Origin of the sequence: Streptomyces paludis (assembly GCF_003344965.1) — a bacterium.
GTDB classification, from domain to species: domain Bacteria; phylum Actinomycetota; class Actinomycetes; order Streptomycetales; family Streptomycetaceae; genus Streptomyces; species Streptomyces paludis.
Genome location: NZ_CP031194.1, coordinates 3830655 through 3843877 on the forward strand (window position 1 = coordinate 3830655; position 13223 = coordinate 3843877).

Sequence of the window (13223 nt, forward strand, 5' to 3'; positions counted from 1 at the left end):
GGAACTTGCTCAAGTCGCTTTGCTGTGAGGTGACTTGCGAGTAGCTTTGGTGGCGGGCGCCGGCTTGGCGGTCTGTTTTGGCGTCGTCTTTTTCGTGGCCGCCGTCTTTTTCGCCGCCTTCTTTGGGGCTGCCTTTTTTGGCGCCACCTTCTTTGCCGCCGTTTTCGCCGTCTTGGCCGCCTTCTTCGCTTCCTGCTTGAACGCGCGGACCCTGGCCAGCGATTCGGGCCCCGTGATGTCCGCCGCCGAGCGGTACGACCCCTCGTCGCCGTACGCGCCCGCCGCCTTCCGCCAGCCCTCAGGGCGTACGCCGAACTGCTTGCCGAGCAGCGCCAGGAAGATCTGGGACTTCTGCGCGCCGAACCCGGGCAGCTCGTTCAGCCGGTCCCGTACCTCCGCGCCCGTGGCGGCGTCGCGCCAGATCGCGGTGGGGTCGCCGTCGTAATGCTCGACCAGGTACTGGCAGAGCTGCTGCACGCGCCCGGCCATGGACCCCGGATAGCGGTGTACGGCGGGCTTCTCGGCGAAGAGCGCGGCGAAGGCGTCGGGGTCGTGGGCGGCGATGGCGCGGGCGTCGAGGTCGTCGTGGCCCATACGGACGGCGATGGTGTACGGGCCGCTGAAGGCCCACTCCATCGGGACCTGCTGGTCGAGGAGCATGCCGACGAGCGCGGCCAGCGGGCTGCGGCCGAGCAGGGCATCGGCCTCGGGCTGCTGTGCGAGATGAAGGGTGGGGCTCATCCCACGATGATCGCCCGGGGCGGGTGGCGGGGCAGGTTGCCACACGCCATCTGTGTGTTCATATGACTATTTAATGGTCCGTATGGGGGATTCCTCGGCTGGGTAGATCACGGTGTCAGCGCAATCTCGGGAAACGCGCGTCTACGGAAAGCGCATCTTTCGGAAAGGCCGTTCCACCGTGACTCAGCCCTTCGTACTGCCGGATTTCTATATGGCGTATCCGGCCCGTCTCAATCCCCATCTGGAGGAGGCCCGGGCCCACTCCACGGAGTGGGCCAGAGGCATGGGAATGCTGGAGGGTTCAGGGGTGTGGGAGGAGTCCGACCTCGCCGCGCACGACTACGCGCTGCTCTGCGCGTACACCCACCCCGACTGCGACGGACCGGATCTTTCGCTGGTCACCGACTGGTATGTGTGGGTGTTCTTCTTCGACGACCACTTCCTTGAGGTCTACAAGCGCCCGCAGGACCGGGAGGGCGGCAAGGCGTATCTGGAGCGGCTGGCCGCCTTCATGCCGATGGATCTGGCCGACGGCTTTCCCGAGCCGACGAATCCGGTCGAGGCGGGCCTCGCCGACCTCTGGGCGCGTACGGTCCCGAGCATGTCGCCGGCCTGGCGGAAGCGGTTCGCCGAGTCGACGGAGAATCTGCTCAACGAGTCCGACTGGGAACTGTCCAACATCAACGCGGAGCGCGTGGCCAACCCCGTCGAGTACATCGAGATGCGCCGCAAGGTCGGCGGCGCGCCCTGGTCCGCCGGGCTGGTCGAGTTCGCGGCGGGTGCCGAGATCCCGGCCGCGCTGGCGGACTCCCGGCCGCTGCGGGTCCTGAAGGACACGTTCTCGGACGCGGTCCATCTGCGCAACGACCTGTTCTCGTACCAGCGGGAGATCGAGGAGGAGGGCGAGCTGAGCAATGGCGTCCTCGTGCTGGAGACCTTCCTCGGCTGTACGACACAGGAGGCGGCCGACGCCGTCAACGATCTGCTGACCTCCCGTATCCAGCAGTTCGAGAACACGGCGCTGACGGAGCTGGGGCCGCTCTTCGCGGAGACGGGCACGGGCCCGCAGGGCGCGGCGGACACGCTCGCGTATGTGAAGGGGCTCCAGGACTGGCAGTCCGGCGGGCACGAGTGGCACATGCGCTCCAGCCGGTACATGAACGGCGTGGGGGACGGCGTTGGGGACGGCGCGGGGGAGGCGGACGGGTCGGGTGCCGGGGAGGGCGCGGGCGCTCCGGTGCCGCTGTTCTCCATGACTCCGGTCGGGCTCGGCACCTCCGACTTCGCCCGGGCCATCGCGTCGTACGGCGCGGGCGCCCCCGCGCGGGCGCGCAGCCACAGCCATGTGCCGTTCCAGCGGGTCGGCCCCTCCCAACTGCCGGACTTCCAGATGCCGTTCGAGCTGAAGCTGAGCCCGCATCTGGACCACTCGCGGGAGCACACCGTCGAATGGGCCCACCGCATGGGGATCCTGGAGGCGCAGCCCGGCATCCCCGGCTCCGGCGTCTGGGACGAGGAGCGGATCCGCCGGATCGACCTGCCGCTCTGCTCCGCCGGTATCCACCCGGACGCGTCGCCCGAGGGCCTCGACCTGACCTCCGACTGGCTCGCCTGGGGGACGTACGGGGACGACTACTTCCCGGTCGTGTACGGGAACGCGCGCGATCTCGCGGGCGCGAAGGCGTGCAACGAGCGGCTGTCGCTGTTCATGCCGATCGACGATCCCACCGACCCCACCGCGACGCCCGAGCCGGCCACCGCGCTGGAACGGGGGCTGGCCGATCTGTGGGTGCGTACGGCCGGCCCGATGGAGCCGGAGGCGCGGCGTACGTTCCGGACGGCTGTCGAGGAGATGACGGCCAGCTGGCTGTGGGAGCTGGCCAATCAGGCGCAGAACCGTATCCCCGACCCCGTCGACTACATCGAGATGCGCCGCAGGACTTTCGGCTCCGACATGACGATGAGCCTGTCCCGGCTGAGCCACGGCAAGCGGGTGCCGCCCGAGATCTACCGCACGGGCCCGATGCGCTCCCTGGAGAACGCGGCGCAGGACTACGCCTGTCTGCTGAACGACGTCTTCTCGTACCAGAAGGAGATCGAGTTCGAGGGCGAGGTGCACAACGGGGTGCTCGTCGTGCAGAACTTCTTCAACTGCGACTATCCGACCGCCCTGCGGATCATCGACGACCTGATGAACGGGCGGATGCGTCAGTTCCAGCATGTCGTCGCCCATGAACTGCCCGCGCTGTACGACGATTTCGCGCTGGACGCGGACGCGCGCGCGGTGCTGGACGGCTATGTGGCCGAGCTGGAGAACTGGCTCTCCGGCATCCTCAACTGGCACCACGGCTGCAAGCGTTACAAGGAGCACGAACTGCTGGAGGACCGCGCCCGGATCAAGGGCTGGCTGCCGCCCGTGCCGAACGGGCTCGGCACCTCGGCGGCGCGGACGCGGCTGCTTGGCTGGGAGCCGACTCGGTCATCGGTACGAGAGGTGCCCCAGATGGCGCAGTAACTCGCCCGAGTGTCACGGCGTTTGGCATCCGGTCAGGGCGATTGACTACCGGATGGGGGCCGCGAGTGGCGGACGGAGACGCGCGGTACGGGCGGGGGGACGAGCAGGGCGAGCGGGGGCAGGTGCGGGGCGAGCGCGGTGATGGGCGCGACGGATCGTACGGGCGGGGCGGTGTGCGGTCGGCTGTGCGGTCGGCCGTGCTGACGGCCGTCGCCGGGTGGGTGCCGGGCGAGCCGGTGCGCAATGAGGCGCTGCCCGCCGCGTGGGACGTGGACGACGCGTGGGTGCGCAAGCGCACGGGCATCGGCAGCCGGCACCGGGCGGGCGCGGGGGTGTCGACGGGGGACCTGGCGTACGAGGCGGCGCGGCGGCTGATCGGCCGGCCGGCCGGTCCGCTCCACGAACGGCCGGACGCCGTCGTGCTGGCCACGGCCACGCCCGATCATCCCTGCCCCGCCACCGCCCCCGCGCTGGCGGCCCGGCTCGGGCTCGGCCAGGTGCCCGCGTTCGACATCGGCGCGGTGTGCAGCGGCTTCGTCTACGGACTCGCGGTCTGCCATGGGCTGATCGTGTCCGGGCTGTACGACCGGATACTGCTGGTCGGCGCGGATGTCTACTCGACCCTGCTGGACCCGATGGACCGCTCGACCGGTGTGGTCTTCGGCGACGGCGCGGGCGCCGCCCTCATCGGCGCGGGCCGGCCCGGTGACCCGGGCGAACTGCTCGCCTTCGACCTGGGCAGCGACGGTACGGAGCACGGTCTTGTCGCGGTGGACGGCGGTGGCGCGCGGGCGCGGTCGCTGCCCGGTCCCGAGGGCGAGTGGGACCCGTACTTCCGGATGCGTGGCCGGACTGTTTATCAGCACGCGGTTGAGCGAATGACCGGTTCGTGCCGATCGCTTCTGCGCACGGTGGACTGGGAAGCGGACGAGGTCGATCATTTCGTACCACATCAGGCCAATGGCCGGATCCTGCGCTCCGTCGCGGACCGGCTCGGGATCGACGCCGCGCGCTGTGTCGTCCATCTCGACCGCGTGGGCAACACGGGCGCGGCGTCGATCCCGCTGGCCCTGGCCGACGCGGCGGCGGACAAGCGGTTCCGGGCGGGTGACCGGATGCTGCTGACGGCCTTCGGCGGCGGCCTGACCTGGGGAACGGCGGCCCTGCGCTGGCCCGGGCCGGCTTCTTAGATCCGAGATCTGCCGAGACGTAATGACGGAAGGGATGGGCAGTGATGACGCGGACGACAGCTGGGCGGGACGGTGGTGGGGGCACCGGGGCGACCGGGGGGAGCAGGAGCGGGCCGGGTGAGGTCGCGGTGACCGGGGTCGGGGTTGTCACCCCGGCCGGCACCGACGAGGAGGCGTTCTGGGCCGGGCTCTGCGCCGGTCGGTCCGTAGCGCGGCGGCTGCCCGAACTGGCCGGGATGCCGGTCGACTTCGCGTGCGCGATCGGGGGGCCGCCGCCGGCCGAAGACGTCGGCAGGATCGCCGTGCCCCCGATCGCCGCGTCCCCGATCGCCGCGCCCGCGATCTCTGCGCCCGCGCTCGATCTGGATGCCGCCGTGGGCGGGCGTTCGGTGTGGCGGATGGCGCGCTTCGTGAAGCTGGCGCTGGTCGCGGCCCGGCAGGCGGTGGCGGACGCCGGGCTCTCCCCCGCGACCTGGGAGGCGGGCCGGGTGGGCGTGGTGCTCGGGGTGGGCGTCGGCGGGGTCTCCGTACTCGCCGACAACGCGTTGCGGCTGCGCGACGAGGGGCCGGAGGCCGTCTCCCCGCTGCTGGTGCCGATGATGATCCCGAACGCGGCGGCCGGGGAGGTCGCCATCGCGCTCCGCGCCCAGGGCCCGAGCCTCTCCCCGGCGACGGCCTGCGCGTCCGGGGCCACCGCGATCGCGCTGGCCCGCGATCTGCTGGCGGGCGGGCAGTGCGATGTGGTGGTGGCGGGGGGCGCCGAGTCCGTACTGACCCCGTTGGTCGTGACGGCGTTCGCGCGGATGGGCGCGCTGTCGGCGCGTACCGGCGACCCGGCCGGGGCGTCGCGGCCGTTCGCGGTGGACCGGGACGGGTTTGTGATCGGTGAGGGCGCGGCCATGGTGGTGCTGGAGCGCGTGGCGGACGCGCGGGCGCGGGGGCGCGCGCCGCGCGCGCTGCTCGCGGGCGCGGGTTCGAGCACCGACGCACACCATCCCACGGCGCCCGCGCCGCACGGCCGGGTGGCACAGGCGGCGGTCGAGACGGCGCTGCGGGAGGCGGGGTGGAGCGCGTACGACGTGGAGCATGTCAATGCGCACGGCACATCCACGCAGCTCAACGATGCTATGGAGGCCGAGCTGATCGAGCGCGTTTATCCGCGAAGGCCCTCCGTCACCGCGATCAAGGGCGTGCTGGGGCACACGCTGGCGGCGGCCGGGGCGATCGAGGCGGTGGCGACCGTACTGACGCTGGAGCGCGGGATCGTGCCGCCGATCGCCAATCTGGACGCGCCCGCTGTGGGGTTCGACCTGGACTGTGTGACGAAGGAGCCGCGACGGCAGCCGGTGGAGACCGCGGTCAGTCATTCGTTCGGTTTTGGCGGGCACAATGTCGCGCTGGCGTTCCGGAGGGCTTGACGTGGTGTGACCAGGGGCGACGGGTGCCCGGGCGGGGGCGCAATGGGGGCGCGTTGGGGGTGTACGGGGAGGCGCGCGCGTGGCGCCGTTGTGCGCCCGTCGAATGGATGTCTTGGGGCCATCTTGGGGTAGAGAGTCGTTTCTTCGTGATCGCTTGATCGTTCTACCTCTGTGACCGTATTGATCAACAGCGACGCCGTGAATCCAGTCATTCCGACGGATTCGGCGGGACCGACCGTGGACCGGTTGACGCGCGTGCTGTTCGGTACGGACTTCGGGCGCGAGCACGAGCCGTGGCGCCGGCTCGCCGCCTCGGAGCCGTTCCGCCGCCGGCCGGGCGCCACGGGGGCGCGGCGGCTCTCGCTGGCGTACGACCGGTTGCGTACCGTCAACGACTCGCTCGCGGACCCGGCGGCCCTGGTCGCCGACCCGCGCGCGCTGGCCGCGCTGCACGAGTGGCTGTGCCCGGTCGATCCGGTGTTCGCGACGGTCGCGGGGATTCACTACAACCTGTTCCTGGGGAGCCTGGCCGATCATCAGGGGTGGGGGCCCTCCGGCGGTCCCTCTGGCGGCCACTCCGGCGGGCACTCCAGCGAAGGACGGGATCTCTCCGACTTCTTGGCGCTGCGCCGTGTGGGCACCTTCCTCTGTACGGAGGTGGCGCACGGCAACGACGCGGTCGGCGTCGAGACGACCGCGACGTACGACCGCGAGCGGGACGGTTTCGTGCTGCGCACGCCGCATGCCGGGGCGCAGAAGTTCATGCCCAACACCGGTCCGGCGGGCGGCCCGAAGAGCGGGGTGGTCGCGGCGCGGCTGCTGGTGGACGGGGTGGACCACGGCGTCTTCCTGTTCCTGACGCCGCTGACGGAGTTGGCAGAGGCGGCGGAGGGGCCCGGTGAGCCGACCGCGCTGGCGGACGGTGCCTCCGTACGACCGTTGCCGGGTGTACGGGTGCGCGCGCTGCCCGCGCGGCTTGGCGCCCCGGTCGACCACTGCCTGACCTCGTTCGACGACGTCTTCGTCGGGCGCGACGCGCTGCTGGCGGGCCCGCACGGCCGGCTCGGCGCGGACGGGGTGTTCCGCAGCGAGAGCCCCAACCGCCGTCGGCGTCTGCTGCTCTCCATCGCCCGGGTCACCCCGGGCAAGCTCTCGATGAGCGCGTGCGCCGTCGGCTCGGCGCGGCTGACGCTGGCGATCGCCGTACGGTACGGCGGCCACCGGCTGATCTCCGGCGCCCGAGGTACGGGCCGGGTGCCGGTTCTCGCCCACCGCAGCCACTACGGCCCGCTGGTGGAGGGGCTGGCCATGGTCTTCGCGATGAGCCTGCTGCACCGTACGGCCGTCGACGCGTGGGAGACGCGCACGGCGGAGACCGAGGCGGCGGCGGAACGGCTGGTCGCGGTGGCCAAGGGGTGGATCACCTGGCGGGCGCGCGAGGTGATCGTGGAGTGCCGTGAACGGTGCGGCGCACAGGGCCTGTTGGAGAACAACGGCATGGCCGAGCTGCTGATCGGCATCGAGGGCGCCATCACGGCGGAGGGCGACAACCTCGCGATCCATGTGAAGGCGGCGGCGGAGATGCTGTTCGCGCCGGAGGGCGAGCCGGGCGTGGGGACGGGTGAGGGCGGCGCAGGCGATCGGGTCCTCCCCGCCGAGGCGCGCGAGCTGACGGAGCCGGACTTCCTGGACGGCCTGCTCATCGCCATCGAGGATCTGTGGCTGGACCGGGCCCGCCGCCGTATGGCCGACGCCCCCCGCGGCGATGCCCTCCTCCGCTGGAACGTTGCCTCAGGCGCCGCGCTGCGCGCTGTCGAGGCCCATGCGTACCGCCGCGCGGCCGAGGCGTACGATTCGGCGCTCGCGGCGACGGAGGGGGAGACGGGGGCCGAGACAACGACGGAAGCGGCGCGCGCCGCCGGTCTGGTGCGGTTGCTGCGGCGGCTCTTCGTGCTCCGCTGGGTGGCGCGCAACAGCGGCGATCTGCTGGCCGCCGGGCGGCTCGCCGCGCGGCATGTCGTCGAGCTGCCCGAGGCCGTCGAGGCGCTCGTCGAGCGGCTGGCGCCGCACGCGCCCCTGCTGGTGCGCGCGTTCGCGCTGCCCGAGGAGCTGCTCGCCGACCTGCCGATCGCCGGGGCGGACTACGTCGAGGCGTACGACGACCCGGAGGGGCCCTGGCAGACCGGAGCGCGTACGGACGTACGCCGGGGCGCGCGGGAGGACGACCAAGGGTCCCCGGGTGATTCGGCCGCCCCGGACATCCGGCGGAACACCGTCGTCGTCCCGTGCGGGACCGGATGAACGAGCCGGCCGGCCAAGTGGCCCCGCCACCGACTTCGACTTCGACTTCGTACGACCCGCGCGTCCCGCGAAGGCGCGCTTCCGGCATGTGCCCAGCCCATCGAGCCGTGTCCGGGTCCGTATTCGGCTACGTAGTCGTCCCACCCACCACCCCCGTGAAAGGAACCTGCCATGACCACCAGCCCGACCCCCATCCACCCGAAGATCACCGAAGTACTCACCGGAACCTTCAAGGTCCCCGAGGCGGAGATCGTCCCCGAGGCCACCATGGACAGCCTGGAGATGGACTCCCTGGCGGTCGCCGAGTTCGCCGTGATCATCAAGGAGACGCTGGGCGTCGTCGCCGACTCCGGGACGGTCCTCAAGGACGCCTCGCTGGCCGAGATCACCGCGTACCTCGACCAGGCGGCCGTGGGCGCCGGCCGATGAGCGGACCCACTGTCGCCATCACCGGCCTCGGCATGATCACGCCGGCCGGCCTGGACACCGGATCCACCTGGGACGGCGTGTGCGCCGGTGTCTCGCTCGCCCGTACCGTCCCCGAACTGCGCGGCGGCGCGCTGGACTTCGCCTGTACGGTCGGCGGCGGCCCGGGTGACGCGGCGGGCGGCGCGCGGGGCAGGGCACGGCGCGGCGCTCCCGGCAGCAGCGAACCCAGCGGCGCGCCCGGGGACGGCCGGAGCAGCGCGGTCGATCTCGACGCGGCGATCGGCGGGCGTACGGCCTTCCGGATGGGCCGGTACGTGAAGTTCGCGCTGCTCGCCGCGCGCGAGGCGGTCGCCGATGCCGGGCTCGACCCGCGCGGTTGGGACGGTACGCGGGTCGCCGTGGTCGTCGGCACCAGCAGCGGGGGCACGGCGAACCTCACGGAACAGGCCGTGGTGCTCGACCGGCGCGGTTACGACGCGACCTCGCCGTCGGCCATCCTGTTGACGATCCCCAACATGCCGGCCGCCGAGATCGCCATCCGGATGCGGGCCACCGGGCCCAGCATGGCGCCCTGCACGGCCTGTTCGTCGGGTGTCACGGCGCTGCACGTGGCGCGCGACCTGCTTGCCACCGGGCAGTGCGACATCGCGGTGGCGGGTGCGACGGAGTCGATCGTCTACCCCGTCGCGATGGCCGGGTTCGCCCGCTCCGGCGCGGCGGCGCTGGCCGGGCCCGGGGACGATCCGGCGCTGCTGTCAAGGCCGTTCGCGAAGGACCGCGCCGGGCTGGTGGTCGGCGAGGGCGCCGCGATCATGGTGCTGGAGCGCGAGCGCGACGCGCGGGCGCGCGGCGCGGCGCCCCGGGCGCTGCTGGCGGGCGCCGGTGCCACCACCGACGCGTACCACCCGACCAGCCCGCACCCCTCGGGTGTGGTGGCGCAGCGGGCGGTGGAGGCGGCGCTGCTGGACGCGGGGTGGAGCCCGTACGACATCGACCATGTCAACGCGCACGGCACCTCGACCCAGCTCAACGACGCGACCGAGGCCGCGCTGATCAGCCGGGTGTTTCCGCACCGGCCGCCGGTCACGGCGCCCAAGGGCGTGCTGGGGCACTGTATGGGGGCGTCCGGGGCGATCGAGGCGGGGCTGACCGTGCTCACCCTTCAGCACGGTGTCGTACCGCCGATCGCCAATCTGGACGCGCCCGCGGTCGAGTTCGACATCGACTGCGTGACGAAACAGCCGTTGCGGCTGCCGATGGACCGGGCGGTCACCCACTCGTTCGGCTTCGGCGGACACAACGCGGTGCTCGCACTGGAGCGCGCCTGACGCGGACCGCGCGCGCTCTCCTCCCGCACCCCTTTGGCACCCCATCGCACCCCAACACCCCACATCAAACCCATACTTGGAGATTCACCCATGTCCAGGAGCCGCCCGTCGTTCCGAGGACGCACCGTCGTCATCACCGGCGCCGCCCGTGGTGTCGGCGCGCAGCTCGCCCGTACGCTCTCGGCGCGCGGCGCCCGGCTGGCGCTCGTCGGTCTGGAGCGCGGCGAACTGGCCGCCGTAACACGGTCGTTGGTGGGTGAGGCGGACTACTGGTACGCGGATGTCGCCGACGCCGAGGACATGTTCCGTACGGCGCGGTCCGTCGCGCGGCGCTTCGGCCGGGTCGACGCGGTCGTCGCAAACGCCGGGATCGCGGTGGGCGGGCCCTTCCTGCACGCCGACCCGGCCGCGTGGCGGCGTGTCATCGAGGTCAACCTCGTCGGCGGCGCCAACACCGCCCGCGCGTTTCTGCCCGCGCTGCTCGACTCGCGCGGCTACTACCTCCAGATCGCCTCGCTCGCCGCGCTCGCGCCGACGCCGATGATGACGGCGTACTGCGCGTCCAAGTCCGGTGTCGAGGCGTTCGCCCACGCGCTGCGGGCCGAGGTCGCCCACCGGGGGGTACGGGTCGGGGTGGCGTATCTGACCTGGACGGATACGGACATGGTGCGTGGCGCGGAGCGCGAGCCGATGCTCCGCGAGCTGCGCGCGCGGCTGCCCCGGCCCGCCGGGCGTACGTACCCGCTGGCGCCGGCGGTCGACCGTATCGCCGATGGCCTCGAACGCCGCGCCCATCACATCTACGCCCAACGCTGGCTGCGCGCCGCGCAGTTCTTCCGCGCGGCCCTGCCCGCCGCGTCGGCCCGGCGCGCACCGAACTACATGCCCGCGCTGGAGTCCCTGGCCTCGCCCGCCCCCGCCTCCTTGCTCACCCCTTCGGGCGCCCCCTCATCCACCCCTTTGGCCACCCCCTTTGTCGGCCCGGGCGGTGCGGCGGACGCGGCGGCGCGGTCCGTCGGCTGGGCATCCGTATGTTCGCGAAACCCTTGAACTGGCCGGATCGGACGCTAGGGTTTCACTTTCGGCACCGTGCGTGCGTACCGCGTCACCTGAGGTGACGCGGCTGCGTGCGATGCGCCGCGATGCGAACTGATGTGACACGCGATGCGCCGATCCGCCCGTGGGGACGGGGGGTTGGCGCGGTTGGGGGGAGAGCGATGCGAGAGATGTCCAAGGGGGCCAACGTCGGGCTGATGGCCCTGAGCGAGGACGCGACATCGGTACGCGTGGGCCTGGGCTGGAGCAGCGAGACGGGCGGCGGGGACGCCGATGTGTCGGTGCTGTTCCTGGGGGAGAAGGGGAAGGTGCGCAGCGACGCCGACTTCTTCTTCTACAACAATCCGACGGCCGCCGACGGCAGTGTGCAGCTGCTCGGCAAGACACCGACGGACAGTGGCAGCGAGGACCGGATCAGCCTGGATCTCTCGGTGGTGCCCCCGGACGTGGCACAGATCATCGTGGCGGCCAGCCGTGACGAGGGGGAACGGTTCGGTGATCTCGACGGACTCCGGCTGACGGTCTGCGACGGCGCCGGTGAGGCGCTGCTCGGATTCTCGATCGAGGACGCGGGGGTGGAGAGCGCGTTCGTCTTCGCGGAGTTCTACCGGCGGGGCGACGAGTGGAAGTTCCGTGCCGTGGGACAGGGGTACGAGAGCGGACTCGCCGGGCTGGCCATGGACTTCGGGATCGACGTGGACGACTCGGTGGATGAGGTGGCGGACGAGGATCCCGCTGTCATCCCGGCTCAGCAGACGGTGAGTTCGGGGGAGGAGCGGCCCGCGGAAGCGCTCAAGGAGACGGTGGAGACGGCACAGTCCGCGGAGACCGCGCAGGCCGCCGTCCCCGTCCCCGCCGCCGAGCCCGCCGCCGAGCCCGCCGAAGAGGCGCCGCCGCAGGTGCGCAGACCCCGTACCGTACGGAAGAAGGTGACGCTGCCCAAGGTCGCCAAGAAGTCCCTCGCCGAGAACGACACCTGGCGGCAGGCCCGCCTCTTCCCGGTCCCCGCGCTCAAGAGCGACCGGGAGCGCGAGACACGGGCGACCTCCGTGCTGCTTTCGGTGATGGCGCAGATCCCGGAGTTCGGACGGCGCCTGACCGCCGGTTTCGGGGCGCCCGCCGGGCGGATGGAGACCTTCGCCGAGGTGTCGCTGCCGCACGGCGACGCCCGTAAGCGCCCGGACGGTGTGATCCGGGTGGAGCGGGCGGGCAAGCTGTGGACCGCGCTGGTCGAGACGAAGACGAACGGCAACCCGTTCAAGGACCAGCAGGTGCAGGACTATCTCGACATCGCGGCCCGGCGCGGCTACGAAGCGGTGATCACACTGGGCAATGACGTCGCGCTGGAAGGCAGCCCGCTCGTCGACGTCAAGATCGACGGCCGCCGCAAGCACAAGGTCGTCCTCTGGCATCTGTCCTGGGCCGAGGTGGCCCATCAGGCCCAACTGCTCATCCGGCACGAGGGCGTGGGCAACGCCGCGCACGCGTGGCTGTTGCAGGAGCTGCTGCACTACCTCCAGCACGAGAACTCCGGCTGCCACGGTTTCCAGAACATGGGCCCGGCCTGGGTGCCCGTCCGCAGGGGCATCGACGACGAGACCCTCAGCCAGGGCGACACCCGCGCGGTCGAGGTCGTGGAGAGCTGGGAGCGGCTCGTCCGGCAGGTCTGCCTGCGGCTGGGCGGTGAACTGGGCCAGAAGGTCCTGCCCGTCCAGCGCGTCCGGCGCGCCACGGACTCGCAGGCCCGCCGCAGGGAACTGGCCGATGTGCTCTGCCGCGACGGCCGGCTCGGCGCGGAGCTGCGTATCGAGGGCGCGCAGGGCATCCTCGCGATCACCGCGGATCTGCGCACCGGCAAGCTTCGTACGTCCATCGAGGTCCCGGCGCCCGAGCAGGGCTACCCCCTGACCTGGGCCAAGCGCCTGATCAGACAGCTCGCCGACGCCCCGGCCGACGTACACGTCCAGACCCTGCTGGCGGGCCAGGACGACGGCCCGCGCGGCACCCTGGAACGGCTGCGCCCGGAGCCCGCGGATCTGCTGCCGAGGGGCGAGGGCGAGATCACCGGCTTCCGGCTGTCCCTCTTCAAGGGCATGGGCAGCACCCGCGGCAACGCCGAATCCGGCTTCATCCGCAGCGTCGACGACGCGGTCGACCGCTTCTACGGCACGGTCGTCACCCCCCTGGAACGCGCCCCGGGCCGCGCGCGGTGACGGTGTTCCCCGTCCGGTGTGCCAGGCGTATC

8 protein-coding genes and 1 pseudogene are annotated in these 13223 nt (G+C 72.0%); 8 read left to right on the forward strand and 1 reads right to left on the reverse strand.

Going from position 1 to position 13223, the window contains the following annotated elements; translation table 11 throughout:
- Nucleotides 1–153 precede the first annotated feature (153 nt).
- Nucleotides 154–741 (reverse strand): annotated as a pseudogene (locus DVK44_RS16905) (HhH-GPD-type base excision DNA repair protein); the annotation flags it as partial.
- Nucleotides 742–919: 178 nt separating this feature from the next.
- Here DVK44_RS16905 and DVK44_RS16910 point away from each other — a divergent pair.
- From DVK44_RS16910 to DVK44_RS16945, 8 genes are all read left to right on the forward strand, one after another.
- The gene (locus tag DVK44_RS16910; protein WP_181957473.1) at nucleotides 920–3256 is read left to right on the forward strand and encodes a family 2 encapsulin nanocompartment cargo protein terpene cyclase; all 2337 of its coding nucleotides are present in this window, start codon (nucleotides 920–922) and stop codon (nucleotides 3254–3256) included.
- Nucleotides 3257–3453: 197 nt separating this feature from the next.
- A complete protein-coding gene (locus DVK44_RS16915; RefSeq protein WP_114665190.1) occupies nucleotides 3454–4446 on the forward strand; it encodes a beta-ketoacyl-ACP synthase 3 in 993 nt (330 codons plus the stop codon).
- Nucleotides 4447–4490: 44 nt separating this feature from the next.
- Complete coding sequence (locus DVK44_RS16920; protein ID WP_114660421.1) at nucleotides 4491–5864, forward strand: beta-ketoacyl-[acyl-carrier-protein] synthase family protein; 1374 nt, start codon at nucleotides 4491–4493, stop codon at nucleotides 5862–5864.
- Nucleotides 5865–6101: 237 nt separating this feature from the next.
- Nucleotides 6102–8165, forward strand: coding sequence for an acyl-CoA dehydrogenase family protein (locus tag DVK44_RS16925; RefSeq protein WP_269439622.1), 2064 nt, complete (start codon nucleotides 6102–6104; stop codon nucleotides 8163–8165).
- 171 nt (nucleotides 8166–8336) lie between these two features.
- Nucleotides 8337–8594, forward strand: a complete 258-nt coding sequence (locus DVK44_RS16930; RefSeq protein ID WP_114660422.1) for an acyl carrier protein — start codon at nucleotides 8337–8339, stop codon at nucleotides 8592–8594.
- Complete coding sequence (locus tag DVK44_RS16935) at nucleotides 8591–9922, forward strand: beta-ketoacyl-[acyl-carrier-protein] synthase family protein (RefSeq protein WP_228447199.1); 1332 nt, start codon at nucleotides 8591–8593, stop codon at nucleotides 9920–9922. Before DVK44_RS16930 ends, DVK44_RS16935 begins: the two co-directional genes overlap by 4 nt.
- Before the next feature lie 90 nt (nucleotides 9923–10012).
- Entirely contained in the window at nucleotides 10013–10972 is a 960-nt protein-coding gene (locus DVK44_RS16940) for an SDR family oxidoreductase (RefSeq protein WP_114660423.1), read from the forward strand.
- Nucleotides 10973–11148: 176 nt separating this feature from the next.
- Nucleotides 11149–13191 (forward strand): TerD family protein, encoded by a 2043-nt coding sequence (locus DVK44_RS16945; protein WP_114660424.1) that lies wholly within the window; start codon nucleotides 11149–11151, stop codon nucleotides 13189–13191.
- Nucleotides 13192–13223 lie beyond the last annotated feature (32 nt).